This window comes from Nesterenkonia haasae, assembly GCF_010119385.1.
GTDB classification, from domain to species: domain Bacteria; phylum Actinomycetota; class Actinomycetes; order Actinomycetales; family Micrococcaceae; genus Nesterenkonia; species Nesterenkonia haasae.
This window is the reverse complement of the sequence record NZ_VFIE01000022.1, coordinates 95611-122330: the sequence shown is the minus strand read 5'-3', so window position 1 is coordinate 122330 and position 26720 is coordinate 95611. Positions and strand designations below refer to the sequence as shown.

The window sequence follows — 26720 nt, the reverse complement described above, 5'->3', positions numbered from 1 at the left end:
TGCTGGGAGTTGCCACCGTTCGCGGTATCGTGTCCGTGATGGAACTGATGAATGACCCCGGTTACGACCTCACCTATGCGGATGTGTTCCTCATTCCGTCGCGCTCTCAGGCGTCTTCGCGCTTTGACGTGGACCTTTCAGCAGGTGACGGAACCGGCAGCTCAACCCCACTGATCGCCGCGAATATGACAGCTGTTACAGGGCGACGCATGGTCGAGACGATGGCCCGCCGCGGAGGCCTCGGGGTGCTTCCGCAGGATGTGCCGACCGAAATCATCCGGGAGGTCACCGATTGGGTGAAGACCCGTCACCCCCTGCTGGAGACGCCGTTGAAAGTCACCGGGGCGGATACCGCTCTCGATGTGCTGCACCTGCTTGACAAGCGCAATCACGGTGCCGTGTGTGTGTTGGACGAGGCAGGTCAGCTGGCTGGAGTGGTCACAGCCGCTGACACGGTGGGAGTGGACCGCTTCTCCTCGGTTGCTTCCGTGATGCGTATGCCGCAGGTGCAGTTCACTCACCAGGATCTTTTCAAAAACGACGACGCCGCCTCAGCTGCTGCCCTTGAGCCGGCTTTCGCTGCCATGGAGGCCGCTGGAACGAACTACGCTCCGGTGACCACATCCTCCGGGGAGCTGCTTGGCGTGCTCACCCGCGCCGGTGCCCTGCGTTCGACTATCTACCGCCCTAATCTGGATGAGTCCGGGAGGCTGAAGGTCGCAGCCGCAGTGGGCATCAATGGCCACGTGCGCGCCAACGCCGAGGCACTCCTGGAAGCCGACGTCGATGTGCTGGTGGTCGATACCGCCCACGGGCACCAAGAGAAAATGATCGAGGCGCTCACTGAAGTGCGCCGCGCGGTGGAATCCAGCTCGCGCACGGTGCCCGTCGTCGCCGGCAATGTTGTCACCGCCGGAGGTACCCGCGAGCTGGTAGAAGCTGGCGCTGACATTGTCAAAGTCGGAGTGGGGCCTGGCGCAATGTGCACCACGCGCATGATGACTGCCGTAGGCCGTCCGCAGTTCTCGTCCGTGCTGGAATGCGCAGCCGCCGCCCGTGAGCTGGGTGCCCACGTATGGGCCGACGGGGGAGTGCGATACCCGCGGGATATCGCCCTGGCGCTGGCCGCCGGTGCGTCTCAGGTCATGATTGGCTCCTGGCTTGCTGGTACCTACGAATCCCCGGGTGACCTCCTGACCGCCGCTGATGGCCGACGGTACAAAGAGAGCTACGGCATGGCATCCGCCCGTGCTGTGCAGCACCGAACCTCTGCAGAGTCCGCTTTCTTGCGCGCGCGCAAGGGGATGTTCGAAGAGGGCATCTCCACCTCCACAATGTTCTTGGACCCGGCCCGTCCCGGAGTTGAGGACATTATGGACTCCATCACAGCGGGGGTTCGGTCATCTTTCACCTATGCTGGCGCCCGCACCCAGGAGGAGTTCAGACAGCGCGCTGTGGCCGGAGTTCAGTCAGCCGCAGGATATGAAGAGGGCAAACCCGTTCCGACCGGCTGGACGTAACGCCAGGGGTGTTCTGTGCGGGTGCTCATCCCCGCGATGGCGGTGTAGAATCTGAGTCCTTATGGAGTATCGACAACCCGGCTCGCACCGGACTGACTTTTTCTCTCTCATCAGCTCTCCGCGGAGGTGCTTCCAGTAAGTGGAGTGGATCCTCCTTCTGGTCGGCATCCTGCTGATTCTCGGCAACGGATTCTTCGTGGCCGTCGAATTCGCCCTCGTGGCGCTTGACCAACCCACAGTGCAGCGCGCCATCGACCTGGGTGACAAGCGCGCGGTTCCGCTGATGAAGTGCCTGAAATCCCTGTCCACTCAGCTATCCAGCTGTCAGTTGGGCATCACGCTCAACACTCTGCTGATCGGCTATGTGACCGAGCCAGCACTGGGGAGCATCCTGAGACCGGTGATTGAAGCGGTCGGTGTCCCGGATGCCGCGGCGTTCGGTGTGTCACTGTTCGTCGCAATGCTCATTGCCACACTGGCCACCATGCTCATAGGCGAACTCGTGCCGAAGAACCTCGCGGTCGCGGAATCCTTCAGGATCGGCCGGGCGCTGGCACGTCCCCAGTTGGTGTTCACCACGGTGTTCAAGCCCCTCATTATCGTGCTCAACGGCTTCTCCAATAAGGTCCTGAACCGATTTGGCCTCGAGGTCAAAGAGGAGCTCTCTGGAGCTCGCACGCCTGAAGAGCTCTCTGCCATGGTGCGCCGCTCGGCGAGCCTCGGCACATTGGACGAGCAGGCTGCGACCTTCTTGGACCGTACCCTGCGGTTTTCGGAGCAGACGGCCACAGATGTGATGACTCCGCGGCCACGTATGGTCACCATCGATGCCGACGCCTCACTCGATGAACTGATCGTCACAGCCCGACGCACCGGACACTCACGCTTTCCTGTGCTGGGGGAGTCTGGGATCGATGAGGTGCGCGGGGCCGTCCATGTGAAGAAGGCCGTGGCAGTCCCTCGGGGCAAGCGTAAACCTCTGGTGGCCGCCACCTTGATGAGTGAGGTGACCCGGGTGCCGGAGACCATCCACTTGGATGCGTTGATCTCCGAGCTCCGGCGAGCCCCGCTGCAGATCGCGGTGGTCGAGGATGAATACGGCGGTACCGCAGGTGTCGTCACCTTCGAGGACCTGGTGGAGGAAATCGTCGGTGAAGTCGCTGATGAACATGACGCACTGACTCCAGGTGTCCTGCAGTCCGCCTCGGGAGAGTGGTACTTCCCCGGCCTGATGCGTCCCGATGAGATCAACTCGCAGATTCTTGAGCTGAACATTCCTGAAGACTCCGCCTATGAGACGGTCGCCGGATTCATCCTGTATGAGCTGGGCCGGGTGGCTGCTCTGGGCGATGAGGTCGAGTTCACGGCCGGACGATTGCAGGTTGTCGGCATTGACGGCCGGCGCATCGACCGGGTGAAGTTCATCCCCGACGTCGAGTCTCGGCGAGCTGCACTTGAGGCCCATGCTGAACGCGTCCAGAAGCTGGCGGAGGAACGCGCCGAACGGCAGAGGACCGGTGGGCGATGACTTCGGATCTTTTCGGACTGGTCTGGTTGGTGGTGCTGCTGGGCGGTAACGCATTCTTCGTTGCCGGTGAGTTCGCGGTACTCTCTGCCCGGCGCAGCCAAATTGAGCCCAAAGCGGACGCCGGTTCAAAGCGTGCCAAAACAGCCCTCTACGCCATGGAACATGTCAGCCAGATGCTGGCCATTGCTCAGCTCGGAATCACCGTCTGCTCACTGCTGCTGCTGCTGATGGCCGAGCCGGCGATTCATCATATGCTGGCTGTCCCGTTCGAAGCGCTGGGACTTCCAGATGCCGCAAGCTACGCGGTCAGTTTGGTGGTCGCGCTCATGCTGGTGAGTTTCCTGCATGTGACCTTCGGCGAGATGGTGCCCAAGAACTTCGCGGTTTCTGTGGCCGACCGTGCGGTGCTGCTGTTGGCCCCGCCTCTGGTGCTTCTGTACAAGGTCTTCATGCCGGTGATCTGGATGCTGAACAGCTTTGCCAACCTCGTGCTTCGGGCCTTCCGGGTAACTCCGAGGGATGAGGTGATATCGACTTTCACACTGGATGAGCTGGAATCGATTGTGGCGGAGTCCAAACGTGGCGGAACCGTCACCGACGACGCCGGCATCATCGCAGGTGCCCTGGACTTCACTGAGCACACTGCGGAGGAAATTATGGTTCCCGTGCAGGAGCTTGTCACCGTGCCCCAGGATGTGACGCCGAAGAAAGTTGAGAAAGCCGTAGGGCGCACCGGCTTTTCACGATTCGTGGTCGAGTCAGACTCCGGAACCTACTCGGGATACTTGCATTTGAAGGACGTCATGGCGCTGCCGGAGGCGTCGGTGAGCTCCCCGGTGCCGGTCACCGTAGTGCGCTCTCTGGGCAATATGCGCACCCATGATGATCTCGACAGCTGTCTCGCTGCGATGCAGGCCTCAGGCTCACACTTGGCCCGTGTGATGGATGACGCTGGCATGACAGTGGGCATCCTCTTTCTGGAAGATATTTTGGAAGTTCTCGTCGGAGAGATTCATGACATCACCCAGGCGCGCGACAGCCGAAGGCAGCACTCAGTGGACAACGCCTGATTTTGAGAACAGTTTGCAACAAATGTACTGTGGAGGGATGCGAAAAACTTCTCTTGCCGCTGCTGCCTGCGCCGGCCTCCTGCTGATTCCTAGTTGTGGAGCTGAGGAATCAGGCACAGCTCCGCAGGCTGATGACGCCGGTGTTGAGGACACAGGACTGACGGTCCTGGCCTCGATTGATGTGTACACCGACCTGGTCCAGGGCATCGCGGGGGACACTGTGGATGTTGAGCCGCTGGTCGACTCCACTGCAGTTGATCCGCACTCCTATGAGGCCACTCCGCAGGACCGCCTGGCAGTGGAAAACGCAGATGTCGTCATCGCCAACGGGGGCGGCTACGACTCCTTCATCACGCTGCTGGCCTCCGCTGCGGACAAGGAGGATCAGGTCTACCAGCTGATCCCAGGGGAGAACACCCACGGCCACGAGTTTGACGGAACATGGGAGAACGAGCACATCTGGTATGACTTGGACCGGATGAGCGAATTCGTCCTCGACTTCGGCGACCACTTGGGTGAGCTGGCCCCTGAGAACGCTGAATACTACGCAGAGAATTCTGAGGCACTGGCTGCAGAGATCGACGACCTCGCTGAGCGCAACCGTGCACTCGATGCTGACGGACTGAGCTACTTCGCCACTGAGGCCGTCAGCGGTTTCCTTCTCGACGACACTGGATTCGACAATCTCACCCCTCTGGAGTTTCTCAACGCCGTAGAACACGGCGACGACGTCTCCCCGCGCCTGTACTCAGAGGCGCTGGACTTGGCTGAGGAGATCGACATCCTGTCCTTCAACCCCCAGACGGAGACACAGCAAGCCGCACGCATCCGTGACGCCGCTGAGGATGCTGACGCAGTCGTGGTCGAATTCACTGAGACCCTTCCGGAGGACGCTGACGGGTTCATCGATTGGATGGACGCAAATATCGACATTATTGAGAACGCCCTGCAGGAGATCCGTTGACCGAGCCAGCACTTAGACTGGACGCCGCCACCGTCCGGTTCGGGGCTCGGACTCTTTGGTCAGACGTGAACTTCTCACTTGAGCGCGGTGAGTTCCTAGCCGTCCTGGGCCCCAACGGTGCCGGAAAGTCCACATTTCTGAAAGTACTGCTCGGCCTGCAGCGGCTGAACTCCGGGAACGCGGAGGTACTGGGGAAGCCTGTGCGGCGAGGCTCCCACCAGGTGGGTTACATTCCGCAGCACCACCAACTCGAACTGGAAACTCCGCTGCGCGCCCGGGACCTCGTGGCACTAGGGCTGGAAGGTCACAAATACGGCCTTCCATGGGTCACTCGGCGGGCGCGGAGCCGTATCGATGAGCTCATTGAACAGGTCGGGGCCACAGACTATGCCCAACGGCCCGTGGGGTTACTTTCAGGTGGGGAGCAGCAGCGGCTGCGGGCGGCTCAGGCGCTGGCCGGCAACCCTGGACTGCTGCTGTGCGATGAACCACTGCATTCCCTGGACCTCAATCACCAACGCGCCATCACGGAACTCATTCGCAGCCAGGCTGTGGACCGTGGGGCCGCAGTGGTGTTCGTCACCCATGAGATCAATCCGGTCATCGAGCACGTCGACCGGGTCCTGTATTTCGCCCGAGGCGACCACCGGATGGGAACTGTGCAGGAGGTGATGCGCTCAGATGTGCTCTCCGAGCTGTACCAATCACCGGTTGAGGTCATCGAACATAAGGGCAGGCTCGTTGTGATGGGCGAGCATTCCGAAGGGGTTCACCATGATTGAGCGGATTGCCTCATCGTTCAGCACTGACAACTACTGGGAACTCTTTGCGCTGGTGCAGAACTCGGTATTGACTGCGGCAGTTCTGGGACTGATGGGCGGAATCATCGGCGTGTTCATCAATCTGCGCCGAGCCGGTCTGGTGGTTCACGGGATCGCTGAGATCAGCTTTGCGGGTGCGGCACTGTTTCTGCTGATGGGATTGGATGTGGTGCTGGGTTCGACCCTCGGTGCTGTGGCCGCGGCGGCACTGATCGGCGTCCTGAGCATCCGCGATCGCGAAGTCAGTGCGGTCACGGCTGTGTTGATGCCTTTCGGCATGGGACTCGGCATTCTCTTCCTGTACCTGTATCAGGGGCGGACGGCAAATCAGTTTGGGCTGCTCACTGGCCAGATCGTGGGTGTCGACGACATCCAGACTCGGACTCTGATCTCGGTGGCGGTGCTGATCAGCGTCATCCTCATCCTCATATGGAGACCTCTGATGTTCTCCTCAGTGGATCCCCAGCTTGCCGCGGCGCGCGGGGTGCACGTCAACATCCTGACGATCGTATTTATGGTGCTGCTGGGCGGCGCTGTGGCGATGAGCGTGCAGGTGGTGGGCGCACTGCTGGTGCTGGCGCTGCTGGTGGTGCCGAGTGCGGCGGCGCTGAAAGTCGCTCGCCGTCCGCTGATCGTGGTGCTGCTCTCCTGCGGGTTCGCCCTGTTTTCGGCCGTTGCCGGGATCATGATCGCCATCATGGGTACCGTTCCCATCAGTCCGTACATCACCACCATCAGCTTCCTGATCTATGTGGTGTGCCTGCTGGTGGGTAGGCGTCAGCGCGCGCGCATCTCGTCCGAAGCGGCCGCCGCAATGAGCTGAACGGTGCGTCGGCCGACCAGTTCGGCATCATGATCAAGTGGAGCAACGTGGCGACTACGCCGCAGAATCACCTCACGGGTCTGTGGCACGCGCCGCTTCAACAGTGTTGACGAGGCCGAACCGACAATATTGTCGATGGGTGAGCGCAGCAGCAGAACCGGAGTGCCCCGGTCTGACAGTATCGGCAGCTCAGCCCGAGCTCTGGCGAAGATCCGGTTCAGTTCTCCCACCGCGCGCAGCGGAGTGAGCGGATAGGCCTCCTCAACCACTTCGGGCTTGGCGATATCGCCGGCAATAGCGGGGATTGTGGGTTTGAATCGCCATAGGGCTCTGGTCAGTAAACCCGTGCCGGGCGTCAGACGCAGACCGGGATTGATCACGACGCAGCCCGCAGCCTCCTTCTGCGCGGCAATCCACAGCGCCAGGGCCCCTCCCATGGAAAGGCCCACCGGGACGATGACGTCACAGCGTGCGGATAGCCGGTCATAGGCCTCAGATACCGCATCGAGAATGGCTTCGGCCGGAGTCGCCGCCAGATCCTGCCAATGAGTTCCATGTCCGGGAAGCAGCGGCAGCTCGACCTCATAGCCAGCATCAGCCACTGCCTCCGCGACAGGCCGCATCGACTCCACCGTGGAGGTGAAGCCGTGGATCACCAAGGCGCCTGCGGATCGGACCCTCGTCGTGCTCACTGCCGGCCTACGTGGCGGAACAGTTCTGACAGAGTCCGTAGACCTCTAGCGTGTGCCGGACTTCATTGAACCCGTTCTCAGCCGCCAGTTTGCTGACCCAGGTCTCCATATCTGGTGCCTCAAACTCCACGGCGAGCCCGCAGCTGCGGCAGACCAAGTGATGGTGGTGTTCCTGGCCCGCGCATAACCGGAAGATCGCTTCGCCATCATCGGGCCGTAAGACGTCGAGCAGGCCCTCTTCCTGGTGGGCCTGCAGCACCCGATAGACCGTGGCAAGGGAGACTTTTTCACCGCGGTCGCTGAGGATTCGGTGGAGGTCCTGAGCGGAGACGAAATCCTCCAGCTCGCTCAGGACAGCCCACACCGCACGCTTCTGACGGGTGGATCTGCCCTTCGTCTGAGTAGTTGAGATGCTTGTGCTCATGGTGCGATAAGGGTAGCAGGCAACCCTGTTCACAGGCCTTATGAGAGCTATAGGGTGGTGGTCATGACTACTGTTTTCAGCAAGGTGATCAACGGTGACCTCCCGGGCCGATTCGTCTGGCAGGACGAGCAATGCGTCGGATTTCTTTCCATAGCACCTCTGGTCTACGGTCACACGCTGGTGGTGCCACGGTCTGAGGTGGACTTGTGGACCGATGCAGAACCTCAGCTGATGGCACATCTGAGCACCGTGGCGCACCGAATCGGCAAGGCCCAAGTGGAGGCGTTCGGCTCAGCTCGCGCAGGCTTGGTCATCGCCGGGTATGAGGTCCCCCATCTTCACCTGCATGTGTGGCCGTCAAATTCCATGGCAGACTTCGACTTCTCGCGGGCGATCAACGACCCCGATCCGGCCCAGATGGATCAGGCGGCGGAAAAATTGCGCGTTGCGTTGCGTCTCATGGGCGACACAGAAAACGTCCCCGCAGAGGACCACTGATGGACGGTGGCGTCCTGCTCCTGATCACCGGGCTTTCCTTGGCACCAGCGGTACTGATCCTCCATATGCTGGCGGCTCAGGTGAAGTCCGGCACACTGCGACGCAATCTCTTATGGGGCCTGCGAACCAGGAAGCTGCAATCCTCCGACGAAGCGTGGGACATCGGTCACAGGGCTGCCCAGCCACACCTGTATGCCTTGGCCTATTGGACGTATGGGGCCATAGCCGCATGTTTCGCCGCTGCGCTAGTAGTGCGCAGTGAGGAGGCCGCCGGGACCTTCATCATGGTGGTCATCGGCATTTTCACCGCAGCAGTGCTACTTCACGTGTGGCGGGCAGTGGTGGTTGCGCACCGGGCAGTGGAGCAGAAGCTGCAGTTCGCTGAGCAGCTGGCCGGGGGCAGTGATTCCGGCTCCTAGCGGCTGGGACGTACGAAATCTGACCGTGCAGCGTCGACCGCTGGCCGTATCACGCAGTCGTATGTGTGATCGTTGAGCAGTCCCATCGACTCCATAAAGGCGAACACCGTGGTGGGTCCCAGGAACGCCCAGCCGCGCCGCTTCAACTCCTTGGCCATGGCTGATGAGGCGGGAGAAATGGAGACCGTTTGGGGCGGGTCAGTCTGCTCAGCGGACGGCTCATAGGACCATACGAATGCTGCGAGAGAGCCTTCACGCTCAATCAAACGCTCAGCCGCACGAGCATTGTTGATCACCGCTGCGATCTTGCGCCGATTTCGCACAATACTGGCGTCCTGAACCAGTCGAGCGGCGTCGTCATCGTTGAATCGAGCCACGACGGCGATGTTGAAGTCCTCGAACGCACTGCGGAAGGCCTGCCGTTTGTTGAGGATAGTGCGCCAACTGAGCCCGGACTGGAAGCTCTCCAGACAAAGTTTCTCAAAGAGCCGCTGGTCACTGTCCACCGGGAACCCCCACTCAGTGTCGTGGTAGGTCAGCATTTCTTGACCCGCTGCGCTCCACGGGCAGCGGGGGAGCCGGTCTGGGACGATTCCGGCGGAAGAACTCATGGGGCGGACGAGCCAGCGTGTTTGATAGCGCGGCGAATCCGTTTGGGGCTCACAGTCTGGGCCGTACCCAGCTGCTGGGCGAACAGGTTCACCCGCAACTCTTCAATCATCCACTTCACCTCAGTGAGCTCAGCCGGCACCGGGAGCTGTTCAGGCACAGCCTCCACGGCGGCGTCGTACTCATCCTCCACCTCTTGGACCTGCTGCATATCTGTAGTGTCGCGGGCGACGCCCTGCCCGGCCTCCAGCCGGTCCAGCCGTAGGTGCATCGCCTTGAGATAGCGGGGAACATGCCGCATCTGTGCGAAGCCCGTGCGGGTCACGAACCCGGGAAATACCAGCTGCTCAACCTGCGCCTGCAGATCGGCCACCGCAGGCCGCAAAGCTGCGGATTTCACCGCGCTCAGTCGGGCTCGCAGCTCAGTGTTGAGCGTGAGCACCTGAGCCAATAGATCCGTGAGAGTCAGCACCGTCTCGATAAGCTCAGCTCGTGCGTGTCGGGACAGCTGGTCAAAGTCTTCGGCCGTGAACGGCAGATCTGCCGGCACCAAATGATCCAGCACAGCGGTGGTCGACTCGCTGACCAGTTCCTCCACCTCCCCGAACTGACCAAATGCCAGCCGCTCGCGGTTGCTCAAGTGGTCCACCACGTAGCGCTGGGGGGAGGGCAGCACCGCCCTGAGGAGCACGACGACGCCGCGGCGGTGGGTACGTGCCTGTTCGGCAGGGGATTGGGTGATGGTGAGCCTGACCCCGTCCGGCTCGGAGGTGCCGGACTGATCCGGGGTGAGCGCCGGATAACCGGTAATCTGGCGCCCTTCGGCGGTGCTGGTGACCTGCTGGACGACAGTGCCGAAGGTCCAGGATGTTTGACGGCGTTGGGAGAGGTCGACGCCCAAAGAGGCGGGGTCGGGAGCGTGTGTCGCTGGAGTGGGGGAGCGGGCGGCCCGGCCACTGACCGAACGGCCGATGGCCTCACGATTCTCGCCACTGAAACGAATTTGCAGCTCAGTGAGGTCAAACCCGGAGTCCAAGACCCGGCCCCGGTCACTGACCACCCCGAAGGTGAAGCGCAGGTGGTCCGGAAGCGACTCGAAGTTCAGGTGTTCCGGTTCCACCACTGTGCCTTTGAGCCTTTTGAGGACTGTGGCGAGTGCTGCTCGGAAAGGCGAGGATGCGGCGTCGTACTCCGCCTCCACCTGATGGCGAGCCTGAGCTGCCACATCCGGGGCGGGCACAAAGTTCCTCCGCAACTGCTTGGGCATGGACCTGATCAGGGCCGTGATCATCTCGGTGCGTCTGCCCGGAATGAACCATTCAAAACGATGCGGTTCCAGCTGATTGAGGAACAGGACGGGAATTCGCACCGTGACGCCGGCCTCATAGGCGTAGGTGAGCTCCAACTTCAGGCCGTCGTGGTCGAAGTGTTCCGGGAATGCCTCCAAATCCACCTGGTCGGCCTCCGGAGCCATTAGCGCCGAATCCGGAAGGTCCAACAGATCAGGGGTCTGGTGGCGCTGCTTCTTCCACCAGACGTCGAACGCCTGCTGAGAGGTGATGTGTTTGGGAAGGCGTTCGGCGAAGAATTCCACCAGGTGGTGATCGGCCGCGCGCAGATCCTTACGACGAGTGCGGTCCTCGAGCTCCGCGATCTCCTTGAACCGGGCACGATTGCGCTTGTCGAAGTGGTGACGGGTGTTCCAGTCGCCCTCGATCAATGCGTGACGAATAAACTCCTGAGTAGCGAACTCAGGATCGATCTTTCCGTACAGGACGGGCCGGTCGGCGATAATCGGGACCCCGAACAGGGTGACCCGCTCAGTGGCCACCACCGCACCCCTTTTGGAGGACCACACGGGGTCTGTGTAGCTGCGCTTGACCAGATGCTGGCCCAGCTCCTCCGCCCAAGCCGGTTCCACTGCCGCCACCCCGCGTGCCCACAGCCGGGAGGTCTCCACCAGCTCTGCGGCCATCACCATGTCAGGGTTCTTCTTGAACAGACCCGAGCCAGGGAAAATGGCGAAACGGGCTCCACGCGCACCGAGGTACTCGCGGGTCCGCGGACTGTAGAGGCCCAGGTGGCTCAGCAGACCGGCCAGCAGAGATTTGTGGATCTCCTCATGCTTGCGCACATGCTCCACCGGATCTCTGGTCCGGATGCGCCGTCTGGAGAGTTTGCCCTGCTGGGCGAGCTCCCCGAGCTGGTGGACCAGATCCTGCCATTCGCGGATGCGCAGCCAGTTCAGATGCTCGCGCCGGCACAGTTTCCGGAACTGACTGGAGGAAAGCTCTGTCTGCTTCTCTCCGATGTATCGCCACAGGTTCAACAGTGCGGAGAAGTCGGACTTATCGTTAGCGAACCGCGCATGCAGCTGATCGGCGGTATCCCGGTGCTCAGTGGGGCGCTCGCGGACGTCCTGGATGGAGAGTCCGGCCGCCAGCACCGTGACCTCTGTGAGGCAGTCTCTGCTGGAAGCCTCCACCATCATGCGGGCCAGTCGCGGGTCCACCGGCAGTTGGGCGATCCTGCGGCCGGTTGCTGTCACGCGCCCAGAGCGCTCCAGGGCACCGAGTTCGGAGAGCAGACGGACAGCGTCGTTGACTGCCTTGGCCTCTGGCTTCTGGACGAAGGGGAAGTCCAACAGCTCTTGCGGGGTTTTGGTGATCCCCATCGAAGACATCTGCAGCAGCACACTGGCGAGCGAGGTGCGTAGGATTTCCGGATCCGTGAACTCCGGGCGTGAATCGAAGTCCTCCTGCGAATACAGCCTGACGCAAATGCCGTCACTGGTTCGTCCGCACCGTCCGGCCCGCTGGTTCGCACTGGCCTGGCTGACCGGTTCGATCGGCAGTCGCTGAACCTTGGTGCGCGTGGAGTATCGGGAGATACGCGCCGTACCAGTGTCGACGACATACTTGATCCCCGGAACGGTCAGCGAGGTTTCGGCCACATTGGTCGCCAACACAATCCGACGACGACCCCCTGGGTTGAACACGCGCTTCTGCTCCTGCAGCGACAACCGGCCGAAGAGAGGCAGAATCTCCGTGCCGTTCAGGCGCCGGTGACTCTTGATGGTCTCGGCCAGTGCCTCGGCGGCGTCGCGGATTTCCCGCTCCCCGGGGAAAAACACCAGGATGTCGCCGTCCGGTTCTGCGCTGAGTTCCACGACGGCGTCACAGATCGCATCCAATTCATCCCGGTCGTCGGGCGGGGCTGTCCCATCCTCCGGGCTGGCTTCGACATCCACTACGGGCCGGTAGCGCACCTCGACTGGATAGGTGCGGCCTGAGACCTCGATGATGGGGCAGCCGTCGAAGTGCTCGCTGAAACGCTCAGGGTCAATAGTGGCCGAGGTGACAACGACCTTCAGATCGGGGCGCTTGGCGAGGATTCGTTTCAAATATCCGAGAATCACATCGATGTTCAGACTGCGCTCGTGGGCCTCGTCAATGATGATGGCGGAGTACTTCCGCAACAGCGGATCACGCTGAATCTCTGCTAGGAGGATGCCGTCGGTCATCAGCTTCACAGAGGTGTCCTGCCCCACCTCCGCCGTGAAACGGACCTGGTAGCCGACGGTGCTGCCGATCTCCGAGCCGAGCTCATCGGCGAGCCGCTCAGCCACCGAGCGTGCCGCGAGTCGGCGTGGCTGGGTGTGCCCGATGAGTCCGGACTCGTGCTGGCCTAGTTCCAGCAGCATCTTGGGCAGCTGCGTAGTCTTTCCTGAGCCAGTTTCCCCGGCGATGACCACCACTTGATGCTCGCGGAGGGCCTCGAGGATCCTCGGGCGCTCACTGCTGACCGGCAGATGCTCAGGATAGTTGAGGTTCTCAGCGGTAAAGGCGGGGGAGAGGGAGGATGTCACGGACATATCTCCCAAAGTCTATCGGTCAGCAGGATTAGGAACTTGTGCACTGATCGGGTTAGGATAATTTTCGCTGTTTTCAGCAGTTTGAGGCCCCCAGGGGCTCGGAGAAATCCGGGATAACGGGGGCCATTGCGCGAGTGGCGGAATTGGTAGACGCGCTGGCTTCAGGTGCCAGTGCCTTCACGGGCGTGGGGGTTCAAGTCCCCCCTCGCGCACAGTTGTGAATCTGCTGAGACACGTTGTTGAACGTCTCAACGGATCGAAAAGGTGGGGTCTGGAACCTTTAGGTTCCGGGCTTCACCTTTTCTGTCTTCACTACACCAGTGGCTGAACGAAGCCCCGAGTAGGTGTTGCCGAACAAGTGGCAGGACAATCGGCGCGGGTAGATTGGTGGCCCATGACAACCGATGCGCAGTTCAGTCCTCCTTGCGGGCCCGTCCAGGGATGGGTCGAGGCAGACGTGGTCAGGGCCACCGGCATCCCCTATGCGCGAGCTCGACGATTCGAGCAGCCTCAGCCGGTCGAAGACTGGCTAGCCCCCTATGAGGCAATACAGCCTGCCCCCGCCTGTCCCCAGACTGAGGTCTCAGACCTTGACCCAGTGATCGGTAGTCAGACGGGCGGTCTGCCGCAGAACGAAGACTGCCAGAACCTCTCGATCACTATGCCCTCGCGTCGTGGTGGATCGGAAGCACTGCCGGTCATGGTGTGGATTCACGGTGGTTCCTACATCGCCGGGGCAGGAGATGCCCCCGTCTACAACCCCCGCGCCCTGGTCTCGGAACAGGACGTCATCGTGGTGTCCATCACCTACCGTCTCGGACTTCTGGGATTCCTTGGTGGCAATGAGCGCCCCGCCAACCTTGGGCTGCTCGACCAACTGGCAGCCTTGCAGTGGATCCAGCGGAACATCGCCGCATTCGGTGGTGACCCGAGGCGAGTCACGGTCTTTGGGCAGTCAGCCGGAGGGGATGCAGTAGCACACCTCATGGCGGTCAAGAACGCTCACGACCTCTTCTGTCGAGCCATCATCCAAAGTCCACCGTTGGGCATCTCACGGGGACGAGAAAAGATGACGGAAGTCATGGCGGAGTCCGCCTCAGAGGTCAGCTCACACACGCCCATAGAAGACGTGCTCACGGCCCAGGATGCTGCCAAAGCTGCGGCAGCGCGCTACGGTCTCAAAGGAATCATGCCTTTCGGGACCCAGTATGGGGCGGCGCCGCTGCCGCAGGAGCAGGACATTGAGGCGGCTTGGCGCGCTGTCGCTCCGCGTATCGACATCATGGTGACGCACACCAGGCACGAGACCAGGTTGTTCCTGCCGATGGTCCCCGCCACGCGTAAGCTGCGGGCGCTGCCGCTGATCGGTGAACGAGCTGCGACATTCGTCAGCTGGATTCTGACCCGGAAGGTCTACACCACAGCCATCCAGTCTTTCGCTCAGCGGCACCGCAGAGCCGGTGGCAGTGCGTATGAATTCACCGTCCGCTGGGCTGCACCGGGCAATCCATACGGAGCTGCCCACGCGATCGATGTCGCGCTGCTCTTTGGAACACCCGCCACCACCGACGGGCTCGGCCTTCTCCGCGGAGCATCCTGGGAAGAGATCGACACGCAGGGCAGGGCCTTGCGGCAGCACTGGGCACGCTTCGCACGCGGCGAAAATCCCATCGTGGAAAAGTCAGCGTCGGGGCTGAGTTCGCCTTCCCCTGTGGGCCGAGGAAGTTGATCTGAGGGTGGGAAATGTCGTCGCCGCAGGCGGTGAGGACGCTTTCGACAGTGACGGCACATGTGAGCGGTGCCGGGAGATTGTGGCGCGCTGTGGGCTGTGATTACGCGTGGGGACCTTCGCTGAGCGTCCGTTTGACCTCTGAGGCGTAGATATCAACGTATTCCTGTCCTGAAAGCCGCATGATCTGGGACATGATTCTGTCGGTCACCGCACGCTGAGCGAAGCGGTCGTCGGCATTGGCGAAGTAGGCGTCGAAGTGCAGCGGCTCACCGATGATGAGACCTACACGATGTATCCGGGGGATATTGCGATTGATCGGCTGGACTTTATCGGTGCCGATCAGCGCCATGGGTATGACCGGCACCTGGGTGCGCAGCGCTAAATGTGCTACGCCAAGCTTTCCCCGGTAGAGACGCCCATCGGGACTGCGAGTACCTTCCGGGTAGATGCCCAGCAGATCCCCATTGCGCAGGGCCTCTTCGCCCGCAGCCAGAGAATTCTGACTTGCCGCGCCTCCCGAGCGATCCATTGGAATCTGCCCGGTAATGTCAAAGAACCAGCGGTTCCACTTGCCGGCAACACCTTTGCCCTTCCAGTAGTCATTCTTCGCCAGAAACCTCACCTGGCGAGGCACGATGACGGGAATGAAGACCGAATCGGAGAAGGACATGTGGTTCGATGCGAGAATCGCGGCACCCGACGAGGGGATATTGTCCAACCCTTTGACCCAAGGCCGGAAAACGGCGTTAACTGCCGGTCCCACCAGGAACCTCTTGGCATTTCGATAGAACAGCAAGGACGCCACGGACAGACTCTTCCTCTCAGGCCGGCGGACACCGCTACTACTCTAACGGCGGAGCCGATAGTCTTAGTCATATGAGCAACCGACGCGAGGATGGATCCTACTACCGGCGCAGAACAGCAAGGCCACAACCAGGGCGTCCGGTTCCCAAGAATCTCGGTCAGCGTGGTCCCCGCGACTTCAGTCCCGCTGAACCAGAAGACGACTTTCGGCCGCCCAATCCCAAAAACCCAGTTGCCGGGGCCAAGCCAGGGGTAGTTATCGGCGCTCTGCTCGCCATCGGAGGGATTCTGTGCCTGGTGGTGTTTCCCTTCCTCCCCGTCAACTTCCCCGGATGGACGACCGCAGCCCTTATCGGCGCGATTCTGCTGGGCCTGGTGGTGCTCTTCCTGCAGATGCCCTCCAAGCGGACAGGCACTGACGATGGAGCCCGCGTCTGATGTAAGTGGCCGCTTAATGGCCTGATCAGATGCGTGTTCCACTTATCCTCGGCAGTCGGTGCTGGTAGTGTGAACTGCAGCACATATACTGGATAGTAAGTACAAATAGCCAGTACATCCCCTGGGAGGAGAAGGACCTGTGAAGGAATACGCAGTGCCAGCAGCGGTCGACGTCGATCCGGGCCTCAACACCACGGACCTGCTGGAGCGGCAGGTCGCAGAGAATCCCCACAACGTCCTCTTCGGTCGTCAACTGACACCGGGAGAGTGGACCGATGTTTCGGCTGCCACTTTCCGCGACGACGTCGTTGCTCTTGCCAAGGGGCTCATCGCCAAGGGTATCGAGACCGGCGATCGCGTCGCCATCATGGCAGCTACCCGGTATGAGTGGACATTGCTGGACTTTGCGATCTGGTACGCCGGAGGCATCACAGTACCGATCTATGAAACATCCTCACCCTCCCAGATCGCCTGGATCGTCGAGGACTCCGAGGTCAAGCTCGTCTTCGCCGAAACTGACTCGCATGCCAAAGCAGTGGATCGGGCCATCACGCAGGAGAAGCTGGACTCTGTAGAGCACCTGCTGACCATCGACGGTGAAGACCTCAATGAGCTGCGCAGCACGGGCAGTCACATCGCTGACGAGGACGTCGAGTCTCGACGATCCGCAGCGAACCTCGAAGACCTCTCGACCATCATCTACACCTCCGGCACCACAGGGAAACCTAAGGGATGTGAACTGACTCACGGCAATTTCGTGGAGCTGAGCCTCAATGGCACTGCGTCGTTGAGCGAAGCCATCAACTCCCGCTCGTCCACAGTGTTGTTCATTCCCCTGGCTCACGTATTCGCACGCTTCATCTCCGTTATTTGTGTGGCAGCCGGCGCCAGGGTCGGCCACACATCTGACATCAAAGATCTCGTTGACGATTTGGGAACCTTCAAACCCAGCTTCCTGCTAGCGGTCCCACGGGTCTTCGAGAAGATCTACAACGCGGCGATGATGAAAGCTGAGGGCGATGGCAAGGGCAAGATCTTCCAGAAGGCAGCCCAAACCGCCATTGACTACTCCACGGCTGAGCAGGATGGAAAAGCCGGATTCGGTCTGAAGCTCAAGCACGGGCTCTTTGACAAGCTTGTCTACTCCAAGCTGCGTGCCCGGATGGGCGGCGAAGTGAAGTTCGCTGTGTCCGGGGGTTCCCCCCTGGGAGCTCGGCTGGGGCACTTCTTCCACGGCGTTGGCCTTCATGTTATGGAAGGCTACGGGCTGACGGAAACAACAGCTCCCCTCACCGTGAACACCCCCACAGCGACGAAGATCGGGTCTGTGGGACAGCCGCTTCCAGGCAGTGCAGTCAAGATCGCGGACGATGGTGAAATCCTCGGCAAGGGTGTCTGTGTCTTCCGCGGCTACCGCAACCGTCCAGACCTCGCTGACGAGACTTTCACAGCCGATGGCTGGTATCGCACCGGAGATATCGGATCCTTGGATGATGAGGGGTACCTCAGCATCACAGGTCGTAAGAAAGAGATCTTGGTGACCGCTGCTGGGAAGAACATCGCCCCCGCGCAGCTGGAGGACCAGATCCGGGCCGATGCCATCGTGTCCCAGGTAGTTGTCGTCGGAGACGGCAAGCCATTTGTGGCGGCGCTCATCACTTTGGACCCGGAGACGCTGCCGGCTTGGCTGCAACGTCAAGGTATTCCTGAAGACACCCCGATGAGCGATCTGATCAAGAACCAGACCATCATTGACCACGTTCAGTCAGTCGTAGACCGCGCCAATGAATCGGTCTCCCGCGCCGAATCGATCCGAACATTCAGACTGCTGGAGGACGATTTCACCATTGACTCCGGTCACTTGACGCCATCGATGAAGATTCGTCGCGCCGACGTGATGAAGGACTACGCAGACGTGGTGGAGGACCTCTACGCACAGGCTTCGCAGGCCCGATCTGAGAACTCCTGAGAATTGGGCGAGGATCGGACGCTCATCATGTGGAACGGTCACAGCGCCCATTAGGTGTGGTGTCGAGAAGACCATTACGCTATGGGAGTGACTCCCGCAAATGATTCCCGCACTGAGACTCCGCTGACCGCCCCAGGTGAGATCGTCCACACTGGTGCCGCCGAGTTCCCGGGCTTGGACTCATGGCGAGAGCTTCCGCTGAAGCAGCAGCCTGACTGGAGAAACCACCCCGACTTCAGTTCAGCCTGTGCAGAGCTCTCCTCCAACCCTCCGCTGGTATTTGCTGGTGAGGTGGACAAGCTCAAGCGCAGGCTGGCTCTTGTGGCCAACGGTGAGGCCTTCCTGCTACAGGGCGGCGACTGCGCTGAGACTTTCGAAGATGTCACCGCCGACAAGATCAGCGCCAAGGTGAAAACGCTGCTCCAGATGGCAGTCGTGCTGACCTACGGAGCCTCGCTGCCCGTGGTCAAAATGGGTCGCATGGCCGGACAGTACGCGAAGCCGCGCAGCTCAGATATGGAAACGCGCGGGGAGGTCACGCTCCCGAGCTTCCGCGGTGAAATAGTCAATGGCTTCGACTTCACTCCGGAAATGCGAATCCCGGACCCTAAGCGTATGGTGCAGGCGTATCACAAGTCCGCGGCCACACTGAACCTCATTCGCGCCTTCACTGAGGGCGGTTTCGCCGATCTGCGCGCCGTGCAGCAGTGGAATAAGGGGTTTATGGAGAATCCCGCCCATGCCCGATACGAGCAGATCGCGGGGGAAATAGACCGGGCGGTCCGTTTCATGAGCGCGTGCGGTGTGGAATTCGAAAGCCTGAAGCGCACCGAGTTCTATGCCGCCCATGAGGCGCTGCTGCTGGACTACGAGCGTGCTCTGACTCGCATCGATTCGCGCACCGGCAAACCGTACGTGACCTCAGGTCACTTCGTCTGGATCGGGGAACGCACCCGTGATCTGGATGGTGCCCATGTGGACTACCTCTCCAGAGTGCGCAACCCGCTGGGTGTGAAGCTCGGCCCCTCCACCACCCCGAGTACAGTGCTCGAGCTCATCGAAAAGCTCGACCCCGAGCGCGAACCGGGTCGTCTCACGTTCATCGTGCGCATGGGGACGGCCAATGTCCGCGAGAAGCTGCCGGCGCTCGTCGAAGCTGTCCGGGATTCCGGCGCCAAAGTGGTGTGGGTGACGGATCCAATGCATGGAAACACCATCACCGCGAAGAACGGCTACAAGACGCGCCGATTCGATGATGTGATGGACGAGGTCAGAGGATTCTTCGAGGTCCACCAGGCTGCGGGCACCTATCCCGGAGGCTTGCATGTGGAGATGACCGGGGACGACGTCGCAGAGTGCTTGGGAGGCTCAGACGTCATTGATGAGTCCGCATTCGACACTCGGTACGAATCTCTCGTGGACCCGCGCCTGAACCACAAGCAGTCACTGGAGATGGCGTTCTTAGTCGCAGAGCAACTGACTCGAATCACTTGAGCCGGCGGCGCTAGCCCCCCAATGAGGGGATGAACCGATTGCTGATGCCGAGCTGATACCCAAGCAGCATCAGCACCGCCATGAGCATCAGCACAATGACGAATGCCACTGCCTGACGCACATGCGAGGGGCCATTCAACTGTTCCAGTGGGCGCTGCCTCTGTCGCTTATCGGCGCGGGGGTCATAGCTGCGCCGGCGAGGCTCAGACGAGACGTTCTGGCGACCTGTCTGCGGCTCTTCAACGCTGAGTCGCCCCAGCTGCAGAGGTACCTCCGCTACCGTCTGCCGGTCTTCGACCGCGAGGCTCCTCCAGGTATCCTCCGCCGCCTCTCCTTCAGCTGCGGAGCCGTCAAGCGCTTGGGGGCGCGGAGCAGGCGCCTCCTGGGGCGGAGCTGAGTTTCCAAGCGCGGTGGTGACCTCGTCATCCCAGTCGCCTCGGTCCTCTACAGCTGTAGGAAAGTCTTCGGCCCCCATGGCCACAGTAGAGGCTTCCTGGGGATCCTGTGTCTGATACTCGTCGTCTTCCTCCCATCCGATTTCCGTATCAGGGTATGTGGAGCCCTGCGCCGAACCTGCTGACTCTGCGGGGATGACGTGTGTAGAGGAGCCGGGTGCGGCGTCGTCGTATGCTGGTTCAAATCCGTGGTGCCGCTGATGTTTGAGGATGGCGCCGTCGAAGTCCAGCTCCTCAGCTGACAGCTGTTCCCGGGCCGCCTCCAGCATCTCCAGCATCTCATCGGCGTTCTTCGGCCGCTGTGCGGTCTCTGCACGGGTAGCGTTCCGAACCAGATCATCCAGGGGAGCAGCGAGTCCGGGGACATAGGACGAAGGTGCCGGGACCGTTGAGTTGACGTGTTGGAAAGCGACCCGCACCGGCGAATCTCCGGTGAACGGCTGGACCCCGGTCAGAAGCTCGTAGAACAGGATCCCCACAGCGTAGATGTCAGCCCGCTCGTCAGCACCCTCCCCGGAGAGCAGCTCAGGTGCGATATAGGCCACCGTGCCCATCAGGGTTGAAGTGCCTGAGTGGTGGGTAGCTGCCCGGGCCAGGCCAAAATCGGCCAACTTGATGCGACCTTCGGGTGATACCAAGACATTCTCCGGCTTGATGTCACGGTGAACCAAGCCGGCCCGGTGGGCAGCGGACAGTCCGCCAAGGATTGCCTGTGCGTACGCCAAGGCTAGGCGCGGAGTCATCGGGCCACGCTTGAGCAGCGTCCGCAGAGTCGCACCGGGAACGTACTCCATGACCATGTACGCAGTTTCACGAGTCTGGCCCTGATCCAAGACCTGCACCACATTGGGATGGCTGATCAGGGCGGAGTTGCGGGCTTCCTGCTCAAAGCGCTGCACGACCTTCCGGTCCTCCGCCATATGGGGAAACAGCACCTTGATCGCCACATCGCGATGCAGTCGCTCATCGTGGGCGAGGTACACGGTGGACATGCCGCCACGGGCGACACGCTTATCGATGGTGTAGCGATCCCCGATCGTGGCGCCGATCCAGCTTTCTTCGGTGCTCATTGGATCAGGGTACCGAAGTTGGCGGGGGAGGCGTTCCAGGGTGGGCAGACGGCAACCGTGCCTGTGATGAAAATGTCATGAAGAGCGGGACACCAGCAGTTCTGCCACAGCATCGAAGTCCCGCAGTATGCTCGGGGTCAGTCCGAGGTTGACCAGCTTCGCTCTGGCCTCCGTGCTGCGTGCGGTGAGTCGCTGAATTTCGGCCTCCACATGGGACAAAGCTCCGGTCGAGATCAGGATCTCCTGTATACGAGCCGCGTCCTGCTCCGTCAGGTCAGGGTTACCCAGCATGGACTCCAATTCTGCGGCGGCTGGTTCCGGCGCCCGGTGCAGCCCGTAGGCGATCAGCTCTGTCCGCTTGCCTTCCCGCAGGTCATCGCCCACCGGCTTCCCTGTTATCCCTGGGTCACCGAAGACCCCAAGCACGTCGTCCCGCAGCTGGAAGGCGATTCCAAGCGGAAGTGCGGCCTCAGCCAGTGCCATGGACAGTTCAGCGCCACCCCCGGCCAGCGCACAGCCAAGCTCAACGGGGTACTCAGTGGAGTACTTGGCCGACTTATATGTCAGCACCGTGCGAGCTCGGCGAACTGCCTCCTCTTCCGTGGTGGTGGGCCCCGAGACCTCAGCAACGACATCGAGGAACTGACCAGTGATCACCTCCGTATGCATCCGCCGGAACACTTGTCCGGCGCGGAGGGCGTTGGCGGGCATGGCCTCCAACGCCAGGTCGAATAGCTCGGAGGCCCAGGAGAGAGCGAGGTCCCCACTGAGGATGGCGCCTGTGGTGCCGAAATGTGCTGTATCGCCGGTCCAGCCAGATGCCCGGTGCCGCTGTTCGAACTGGATATGCACACTGGGCTGAGCGCGCCTCGTCGCTGAACGATCGATCACGTCGTCGTGGACCAGAGCGGCAGCTTGAAAGAGCTCCAGAGCGGCCGCCAGATTCAGCAGCGGCTGAAGGCCTTGAGGTTCGCTGGGGGAGTGGGCCCATGCTGAACGCCACCCGATCCATGCCAGAACAGGCCGAAGCTTCTTGCCGCCGCTACTCAGGGCGATGAGCGAATCAACCAGTGGTGCTGCCTGGGGGTCGATGGCAGTGACCTGGTCCTTCTTCTCGGCGAGGAACGCGCCGATGCGCTGATTGACCGCGGCCACGAATTCGGCCTGACCGTAGGGATGTCCTGAGGTGGGCATACCCTTGATCCTATGGGTTCAGAGCAGTCCAGGTCTCGGGGGCGCGCCTCATCGATCTTCGCGCATGTTGACATGGATGCTTTCTACGTGGAGGCCGAGCTCCTGGATAAGCCAGAGCTCAGGGGCCGGAAGATCATTGTGGCGGGTGAAGGCCGCTCCGTGGTTCTCTCGGCCTCCTATCCTGCCCGCGCTGACGGAGTCCGGTCGGCGATGCCACTGTCCCGGGCATGCAGAATGAGCCCCGATTCAGTGGTCCTGCCACCGCAGATGGATCGCTATCGACGGATTTCCACTGAGATTATGAACTACTTCGACACACTCACCCACCGCAAGGAACAGCTCAGCGTCGATGAGGCCTTCTTGGACCTCACCGGAGCACGACGCCGCCTCGGTGAACCAGAGGAGATGGGCCAGCTGATCCGCACAGGCCTCAGAGAGCGGGTCGGGATGCCAGCCTCGGTGGGTATAGCTGACCGGAAATTCATCTCGAAGATTGCCTCCACACAGGCCAAGCCCGACGGCCTCCTCGTGGTGCCGCCGCACCGCAGACTGCAGTTCCTCCACAGCCTCGAAGCCAACCAACTGTGGGGAGTAGGTGCCAAGACCGCCGACGTCCTTGGACAGATGGGATTACGCACCGTCCGGCAGATCGCCGAGACGCCCAAGGACGTTCTGATTCACCGCTTCGGAGCAGTGGGAGGCCATCTGCATGATCTGGCCTGGGGGATAGACCCTCGACAGGTGGAGACACACCGTGCTGAAAAGAGCATAGGAGCGGAAGAGACATTCGAGACGGACGTCAGTGACGACGCCGAGCTCAGGCGGGAGCTGCTTCGACTCGCGCATCGAGTTGCCACTCGACTGCGCGCCGTGGAACTCAGCGCCAGTGGTGTGAGCCTCAAGCTCCGGTGGAAGGACTTCTCCACGCTGACTCGCTCCGCGTCCTTGCCGCACCCCACCCAGTCTGCCCCGGAGCTGCATCGGCACGCCGTGCGCCTGCTGGAGACACTTGGCACGCGCGTCCAGCCAGTGCGCCTGATCGGCGTCCGGGCCGAACGACTCAGCGGAGGTGACGGGAGCCTCCAATTGAGCTTCGATGCCCATGATGACGACTGGCAGACCGCACAGCGCACGTTGGACGATGTGGCCGGAAAGTTCCCCCAGGCTGCACTCCTCCCGGCCACTCTTCTGAAGCCGAGGAAGAGCGGACCGGCGGATTGAAACTGAAGCCCGGCTGGGAATTGCGTGACAAAATCGTCACAGCTTAGACCCGGGCTAGGTGGACGAGGGCCTCAGAAGATAGACTGGTTATCCAGGAACCTAGAGACAACAGGACGACATAGGAGCATCCCATGCCACTTTCGGAGCGCGAACAGCGGCTGCTGAAAGAGCTGGAGCAGCAGCTCCAGTCCGACGACCCGGGCTTTGCCAGCTCGCTAGAAGAGTCACCGGTGGGTGGTGCTTTCAATGTGCGCAACCTCGTTCTCGGTCTCTTGGTGACTGTTGCCGGCATCGGAGTCTTGATCGCGGGCATCTATCAGCAGTGGATCCCCCTTGGGATTGCCGGCTTCGTCATCATGGGAGCTGGGGTCTATTTCGCCACCACAGGTGGCTCAGTCGGGCCCAAGAATAAGGGCAATGGGGGCAACGGCAATGGAAACGGGGGCGGCTCCGGTGGATCGGGTCCACGCAGTTCCGCGCCCAGTCCATCCGGCGGCAACTTCATGACCAACCTCGAACAGAAGTGGGAGGAGCGGCGCCGCTCCTAAGCATTAGGCGACCTCCACTTCCCACCACCAATACGAAAAACCCCCGCTTCGGCGGGGGTTTTTCGTATTGGTGGCACCTGTCTGCGCCGTGAGTCAGAGCGGGACCTCCACCATCCTCCACCCGGCACCACGCGCCATCTTGGCGTTTAAACGCCTTGTCAGAAGCCCATCGTTAGCACCAAAAAGGGGCGAGTGTGGTCCTCCAGTGGGGAGTGCTGATCAAAAGTGGTTGGAAAGTGGGGGAAAGTGGAGTAAAGTGGAGCGTGATGGGACGAAGTGTCCTGATTGTCCAGAAATGGGTACGTGATTGAGCGAGGAGACGGGGCCATGTTTCTCGGCACCTACACTCCTCGTCTGGATGAGAAGGGCCGTCTGATCCTGCCGGCGAAATACCGGGACGAGCTTTCAGCAGGGCTGGTCCTGACTCGCGGGCAAGAACGCTGCATTTATGTCTTCAGCACTGATCAGTTCGCGGCAGTGCATGGACAGATGCGCCAGGCGCCGCTGACATCCCGTCAGGCACGTGACTACATTCGCGTTTTCCTCTCTGGAGCCTCGGACGAGACACCGGACAAACAGGGGCGGATCACCATTCCGCCCGGTTTGCGGGAATACGCGGGACTAGACCGTGAGGTAACGGTGATCGGAGCGGGCGACCGCGCCGAGATCTGGGACTCCACGGCCTGGAACACATACCTGGAGGAGAAGGAATCAGAATTTTCCTCCACTGACGAGGAAGCCATCCCAGGCCTCTTCTGACAACTCAATACGGGCCCTTGAGTGCGCCTCCTTACCGGACTGAGCAATCCTGACTTCACTTCCCCGATGTCAGGCCGCGTCAGATTCGGTGGGGGAGCAGATTCAAGGGCCCGATTTCGTTCAGACGTGCGGAGGTGACGATGAGTACTCAGCAAGCAGCCAACCGGCATGTGCCGGTGATGGTGGAGCGTTGCACTGAGTTGCTCGCCGAGGCCTGCCGGCGTACCGAGGCCGGTCGCGTACCGGTGATCATCGACGCGACTCTCGGAATGGGCGGCCACACAGAGGCGCTGCTCAACGCAGTCCCTCGAGCAGTCGTGGTGGGGCTCGACCGTGACCCGCAGGCGCTGCACTTAGCCGGTCAGCGCCTTCATCGGTTCGGATCGCGATTCCGCGCAGTCCGGACCGTCTACGACTCAATCGATGAAGTTGCCGCCGAACTGCAGGAGAATGAAATTCTTGCCGGGGTCCTCTTCGACCTGGGGGTGTCCTCGCTCCAGCTCGACGAAGCCGAGCGTGGTTTCGCCTACTCCTATGATGCGCCACTGGATATGCGCATGGACTCCGCAGCCGACTCGGAGGACCTCACTGCCGCTGAACTCATCGCTGAAATATCCGAACCAGAACTCAAGCGAATTCTCTCGGAATACGGCGAAGAGAGATTCTCCGGCAGGATCGCCTCAGCCATCGTGCGCGAACGCCAAAAGGCCCCCTTGCGCACCACCGCCCAGCTCGCAGCAGTCATTGACTCCGCTGTGCCTGCAGCCAGTAAGCGAACCGGAGGGCACCCTGCAAAACGCAGCTTCCAGGCGATCCGTATCGCCGTCAACCGAGAGCTCGAGGTCCTGACGCGCGCCGTACCGGCAGCCATGGACGCAGTCGCCGTGGGTGGCGCCGTCGTCGTGCTCTCCTACCACTCACTGGAAGACCGGATCGTCAAAAGGGCCTTCACCGCCCGAACCACATCTTCCGCCCCCGCCGGGCTCCCCGTTGAGCTTGAGCAGCACAAGCCGACGTTCGCACCCCTGCTGCGGGGGGCGGTTCCGCCGACCGCTGAGGAAATTACCGCTAATCCGCGCGCCGCCTCCGCGAAACTCCGGGCAGTAGAGAAGACCAAACCACCGGCAAGGAACACATGATGAGCGTTCATCCACTTGCAGATCCGCAGCCCGCCGAGCGCTCTGCTGGTCGAAGAGCAGGTTCTCCCAACTCGCCGGCACCCAATCTGAGGGCGCTTCCGACGGTGAGGCGTCGGCAGAAGGGGCTCATAGCCGGAGTACTGGTGTTGCTGATTGCCGCGCTTGCCGCAGTTTTGGCAACTAACATCTACGTGGCCAACTCTCAGTACGACGTTGTCCAGATGACCAACGAGCATCGTGACCTTGTGCACCAGAACCAAGCGCTGACCCAGCAGGTGCAGTTCCTGGAGTCCCCGCAGGCATTGTCGAACTCCGCCGTAACTCTGGGAATGGTCATGCCTGCCCCGGCGGGAACGATTGATCTGAGCACAGGGGAGATCGTCAGCAGCGCTGAAGTAGCGTCCAGTTCTGAGGTTCCGTCCAGCTTTGTCAGCGCGCCCACCTCCTGGCAACCTGAGCAGACCCCCGTTGACGTGGCGGAACAGACAGAAACCTCCGCCAGCGGTCTTCTCGGCGCCGGCGCGTTGCACACACTTAGTCAGCCTCCGGCGGGAGAGAATAGTCCCGGTACCGCCACGGGAGGAACGTCTCCTGCCATCGAGCTCAATGGTGGAACAATACCGGCCCCGCAAGTGACCGACTGATACCGCAAGGA

At 61.4% G+C, this 26720-nt stretch carries 24 protein-coding genes and 1 tRNA gene; 18 read left to right on the top strand and 7 right to left on the bottom strand.

The window, feature by feature from the left end; translation table 11 throughout:
- The first annotated feature begins 38 nt into the window (after nucleotides 1-38).
- The 6 genes from guaB1 to FH975_RS11160 all read left to right on the top strand — a co-directional run bounded on the left by guaB1 (nucleotide 39) and on the right by FH975_RS11160 (nucleotide 6726).
- Nucleotides 39-1520: a GMP reductase gene (gene guaB1, locus FH975_RS11185; RefSeq protein ID WP_153078514.1), complete on the top strand. Its 1482-nt coding sequence runs from the start codon at nucleotides 39-41 to the stop codon at nucleotides 1518-1520.
- Between the two features lie 139 nt (nucleotides 1521-1659).
- Nucleotides 1660-3048 carry a hemolysin family protein gene (locus tag FH975_RS11180; RefSeq protein ID WP_162321402.1) on the top strand — a complete coding sequence of 463 codons (1389 nt, stop codon included), beginning with the start codon at nucleotides 1660-1662 and terminating at the stop codon, nucleotides 3046-3048.
- Entirely contained in the window at nucleotides 3045-4118 is a 1074-nt protein-coding gene (locus FH975_RS11175; protein WP_153078516.1) for a hemolysin family protein, read from the top strand. The genes FH975_RS11180 and FH975_RS11175 overlap by 4 nt, the downstream gene beginning before the upstream one ends.
- A gap of 37 nt (nucleotides 4119-4155) precedes the next feature.
- Nucleotides 4156-5082, top strand: coding sequence for a metal ABC transporter solute-binding protein, Zn/Mn family (locus tag FH975_RS11170; RefSeq protein ID WP_162321401.1), 927 nt, complete (start codon nucleotides 4156-4158; stop codon nucleotides 5080-5082).
- Nucleotides 5079-5864, top strand: a complete 786-nt coding sequence (locus FH975_RS11165; protein ID WP_153078518.1) for a metal ABC transporter ATP-binding protein — start codon at nucleotides 5079-5081, stop codon at nucleotides 5862-5864. Before FH975_RS11170 ends, FH975_RS11165 begins: the two co-directional genes overlap by 4 nt.
- Nucleotides 5857-6726, top strand: a complete 870-nt coding sequence (locus tag FH975_RS11160; protein ID WP_153078519.1) for a metal ABC transporter permease — start codon at nucleotides 5857-5859, stop codon at nucleotides 6724-6726. Before FH975_RS11165 ends, FH975_RS11160 begins: the two co-directional genes overlap by 8 nt.
- Here FH975_RS11160 and FH975_RS11155 read toward each other — a convergent pair.
- Both FH975_RS11155 and FH975_RS11150 read right to left on the bottom strand, forming a co-directional pair.
- Nucleotides 6681-7418 (bottom strand): alpha/beta hydrolase, encoded by a 738-nt coding sequence (locus FH975_RS11155; protein ID WP_153078520.1) that lies wholly within the window; start codon nucleotides 7416-7418, stop codon nucleotides 6681-6683. The two genes, FH975_RS11160 and FH975_RS11155, sit on opposite strands and share 46 nt — an antisense overlap.
- 7 nt (nucleotides 7419-7425) lie before the next feature.
- Nucleotides 7426-7842, bottom strand: coding sequence for a Fur family transcriptional regulator (locus FH975_RS11150; protein ID WP_162321400.1), 417 nt, complete (start codon nucleotides 7840-7842; stop codon nucleotides 7426-7428).
- A gap of 63 nt (nucleotides 7843-7905) precedes the next feature.
- On the opposite strand from FH975_RS11150, the gene FH975_RS11145 reads away from it, so the two are divergent.
- Entirely contained in the window at nucleotides 7906-8340 is a 435-nt protein-coding gene (locus FH975_RS11145) for an HIT family protein (RefSeq protein ID WP_162321399.1), read from the top strand.
- Nucleotides 8340-8759 carry an SdpI family protein gene (locus FH975_RS11140; protein ID WP_162321398.1) on the top strand — a complete coding sequence of 140 codons (420 nt, stop codon included), beginning with the start codon at nucleotides 8340-8342 and terminating at the stop codon, nucleotides 8757-8759. The genes FH975_RS11145 and FH975_RS11140 overlap by 1 nt, the downstream gene beginning before the upstream one ends.
- Here FH975_RS11140 and FH975_RS11135 read toward each other — a convergent pair.
- Together FH975_RS11135 and hrpA are read right to left on the bottom strand one after the other, a co-directional pair.
- Nucleotides 8756-9370 (bottom strand): DNA-3-methyladenine glycosylase I, encoded by a 615-nt coding sequence (locus tag FH975_RS11135; RefSeq protein ID WP_162321397.1) that lies wholly within the window; start codon nucleotides 9368-9370, stop codon nucleotides 8756-8758. The two genes, FH975_RS11140 and FH975_RS11135, sit on opposite strands and share 4 nt — an antisense overlap.
- Nucleotides 9367-13242, bottom strand: coding sequence for an ATP-dependent RNA helicase HrpA (gene hrpA, locus FH975_RS11130; protein ID WP_162321396.1), 3876 nt, complete (start codon nucleotides 13240-13242; stop codon nucleotides 9367-9369). The genes FH975_RS11135 and hrpA overlap by 4 nt, the downstream gene beginning before the upstream one ends.
- 128 nt (nucleotides 13243-13370) lie before the next feature.
- Between hrpA and FH975_RS11125 the strand changes: the two genes are divergently transcribed.
- Both FH975_RS11125 and FH975_RS11120 read left to right on the top strand, forming a co-directional pair.
- Nucleotides 13371-13454: transfer RNA gene (locus tag FH975_RS11125), tRNA-Leu, on the top strand.
- A 182-nt stretch (nucleotides 13455-13636) separates the two neighbouring features.
- Nucleotides 13637-14971 (top strand): carboxylesterase family protein, encoded by a 1335-nt coding sequence (locus tag FH975_RS11120; RefSeq protein WP_162321395.1) that lies wholly within the window; start codon nucleotides 13637-13639, stop codon nucleotides 14969-14971.
- A 103-nt stretch (nucleotides 14972-15074) separates the two neighbouring features.
- On the opposite strand, the gene FH975_RS11115 is transcribed toward FH975_RS11120, so the two are convergent.
- Nucleotides 15075-15767 (bottom strand): lysophospholipid acyltransferase family protein, encoded by a 693-nt coding sequence (locus FH975_RS11115; RefSeq protein WP_162321419.1) that lies wholly within the window; start codon nucleotides 15765-15767, stop codon nucleotides 15075-15077.
- Between the two features lie 83 nt (nucleotides 15768-15850).
- Between FH975_RS11115 and FH975_RS11110 the strand changes: the two genes are divergently transcribed.
- From FH975_RS11110 to FH975_RS11100, 3 genes are all read left to right on the top strand, one after another.
- The gene (locus tag FH975_RS11110) at nucleotides 15851-16216 is read left to right on the top strand and encodes a hypothetical protein (protein ID WP_153078527.1); all 366 of its coding nucleotides are present in this window, start codon (nucleotides 15851-15853) and stop codon (nucleotides 16214-16216) included.
- A gap of 139 nt (nucleotides 16217-16355) precedes the next feature.
- Nucleotides 16356-18185 (top strand): AMP-dependent synthetase/ligase, encoded by a 1830-nt coding sequence (locus tag FH975_RS11105; RefSeq protein ID WP_153078528.1) that lies wholly within the window; start codon nucleotides 16356-16358, stop codon nucleotides 18183-18185.
- 123 nt (nucleotides 18186-18308) lie between these two features.
- Nucleotides 18309-19679, top strand: a complete 1371-nt coding sequence (locus FH975_RS11100; RefSeq protein WP_235928679.1) for a class II 3-deoxy-7-phosphoheptulonate synthase — start codon at nucleotides 18309-18311, stop codon at nucleotides 19677-19679.
- Nucleotides 19680-19689: 10 nt separating this feature from the next.
- On the opposite strand, the gene FH975_RS11095 is transcribed toward FH975_RS11100, so the two are convergent.
- Complete coding sequence (locus FH975_RS11095; protein WP_162321393.1) at nucleotides 19690-21204, bottom strand: protein kinase domain-containing protein; 1515 nt, start codon at nucleotides 21202-21204, stop codon at nucleotides 19690-19692.
- Between the two features lie 75 nt (nucleotides 21205-21279).
- Nucleotides 21280-22398 (bottom strand): polyprenyl synthetase family protein, encoded by a 1119-nt coding sequence (locus FH975_RS11090; protein WP_162321392.1) that lies wholly within the window; start codon nucleotides 22396-22398, stop codon nucleotides 21280-21282.
- A 12-nt stretch (nucleotides 22399-22410) separates the two neighbouring features.
- Here FH975_RS11090 and dinB point away from each other — a divergent pair, with 12 nt between their 5' ends.
- The 5 genes from dinB (at nucleotide 22411) to FH975_RS11065 (ending at nucleotide 26709) form a co-directional block, all read left to right on the top strand.
- Nucleotides 22411-23619, top strand: a complete 1209-nt coding sequence (gene dinB, locus FH975_RS11085; RefSeq protein ID WP_153078532.1) for a DNA polymerase IV — start codon at nucleotides 22411-22413, stop codon at nucleotides 23617-23619.
- Nucleotides 23620-23750: 131 nt separating this feature from the next.
- Nucleotides 23751-24167, top strand: a complete 417-nt coding sequence (locus FH975_RS11080; RefSeq protein WP_153078533.1) for a DUF3040 domain-containing protein — start codon at nucleotides 23751-23753, stop codon at nucleotides 24165-24167.
- Nucleotides 24168-24494: 327 nt separating this feature from the next.
- Nucleotides 24495-24926 (top strand): division/cell wall cluster transcriptional repressor MraZ, encoded by a 432-nt coding sequence (gene mraZ / locus FH975_RS11075; protein ID WP_138252458.1) that lies wholly within the window; start codon nucleotides 24495-24497, stop codon nucleotides 24924-24926.
- Nucleotides 24927-25066: 140 nt separating this feature from the next.
- Entirely contained in the window at nucleotides 25067-26065 is a 999-nt protein-coding gene (gene rsmH, locus FH975_RS11070) for a 16S rRNA (cytosine(1402)-N(4))-methyltransferase RsmH (protein ID WP_162321391.1), read from the top strand.
- A complete protein-coding gene (locus FH975_RS11065; protein WP_162321390.1) occupies nucleotides 26062-26709 on the top strand; it encodes a hypothetical protein in 648 nt (215 codons plus the stop codon). The genes rsmH and FH975_RS11065 overlap by 4 nt, the downstream gene beginning before the upstream one ends.
- Nucleotides 26710-26720: the final 11 nt, after the last annotated feature.

Bases quoted from the DNA above. Each gene is read 5' to 3' on its own strand.
- FH975_RS11080 (WP_153078533.1), top strand. From the start codon at position 23,751: ATGCCACTTTCGGAGCGCGAACAGCGGCTGCTGAAAGAGCTGGAGCAG.
- FH975_RS11145 (WP_162321399.1), top strand. From the start codon at position 7,906: ATGACTACTGTTTTCAGCAAGGTGATCAACGGTGACCTCCCGGGCCGA.
- FH975_RS11110 (WP_153078527.1), top strand. From the start codon at position 15,851: ATGAGCAACCGACGCGAGGATGGATCCTACTACCGGCGCAGAACAGCA.
- FH975_RS11170 (WP_162321401.1), top strand. From the start codon at position 4,156: ATGCGAAAAACTTCTCTTGCCGCTGCTGCCTGCGCCGGCCTCCTGCTG.
- FH975_RS11120 (WP_162321395.1), top strand. From the start codon at position 13,637: ATGACAACCGATGCGCAGTTCAGTCCTCCTTGCGGGCCCGTCCAGGGA.
- FH975_RS11095 (WP_162321393.1), bottom strand. From the start codon at position 21,204: ATGAGCACCGAAGAAAGCTGGATCGGCGCCACGATCGGGGATCGCTAC.
- guaB1 (WP_153078514.1), top strand. From the start codon at position 39: ATGGAACTGATGAATGACCCCGGTTACGACCTCACCTATGCGGATGTG.
- dinB (WP_153078532.1), top strand. From the start codon at position 22,411: ATGGGTTCAGAGCAGTCCAGGTCTCGGGGGCGCGCCTCATCGATCTTC.
- FH975_RS11135 (WP_162321397.1), bottom strand. From the start codon at position 9,370: ATGAGTTCTTCCGCCGGAATCGTCCCAGACCGGCTCCCCCGCTGCCCG.
- rsmH (WP_162321391.1), top strand. From the start codon at position 25,067: ATGAGTACTCAGCAAGCAGCCAACCGGCATGTGCCGGTGATGGTGGAG.
- FH975_RS11140 (WP_162321398.1), top strand. From the start codon at position 8,340: ATGGACGGTGGCGTCCTGCTCCTGATCACCGGGCTTTCCTTGGCACCA.
- FH975_RS11090 (WP_162321392.1), bottom strand. From the start codon at position 22,398: ATGCCCACCTCAGGACATCCCTACGGTCAGGCCGAATTCGTGGCCGCG.
- FH975_RS11150 (WP_162321400.1), bottom strand. From the start codon at position 7,842: ATGAGCACAAGCATCTCAACTACTCAGACGAAGGGCAGATCCACCCGT.
- FH975_RS11065 (WP_162321390.1), top strand. From the start codon at position 26,062: ATGATGAGCGTTCATCCACTTGCAGATCCGCAGCCCGCCGAGCGCTCT.
- FH975_RS11160 (WP_153078519.1), top strand. From the start codon at position 5,857: ATGATTGAGCGGATTGCCTCATCGTTCAGCACTGACAACTACTGGGAA.
- hrpA (WP_162321396.1), bottom strand. From the start codon at position 13,242: ATGTCCGTGACATCCTCCCTCTCCCCCGCCTTTACCGCTGAGAACCTC.
- mraZ (WP_138252458.1), top strand. From the start codon at position 24,495: ATGTTTCTCGGCACCTACACTCCTCGTCTGGATGAGAAGGGCCGTCTG.
- FH975_RS11175 (WP_153078516.1), top strand. From the start codon at position 3,045: ATGACTTCGGATCTTTTCGGACTGGTCTGGTTGGTGGTGCTGCTGGGC.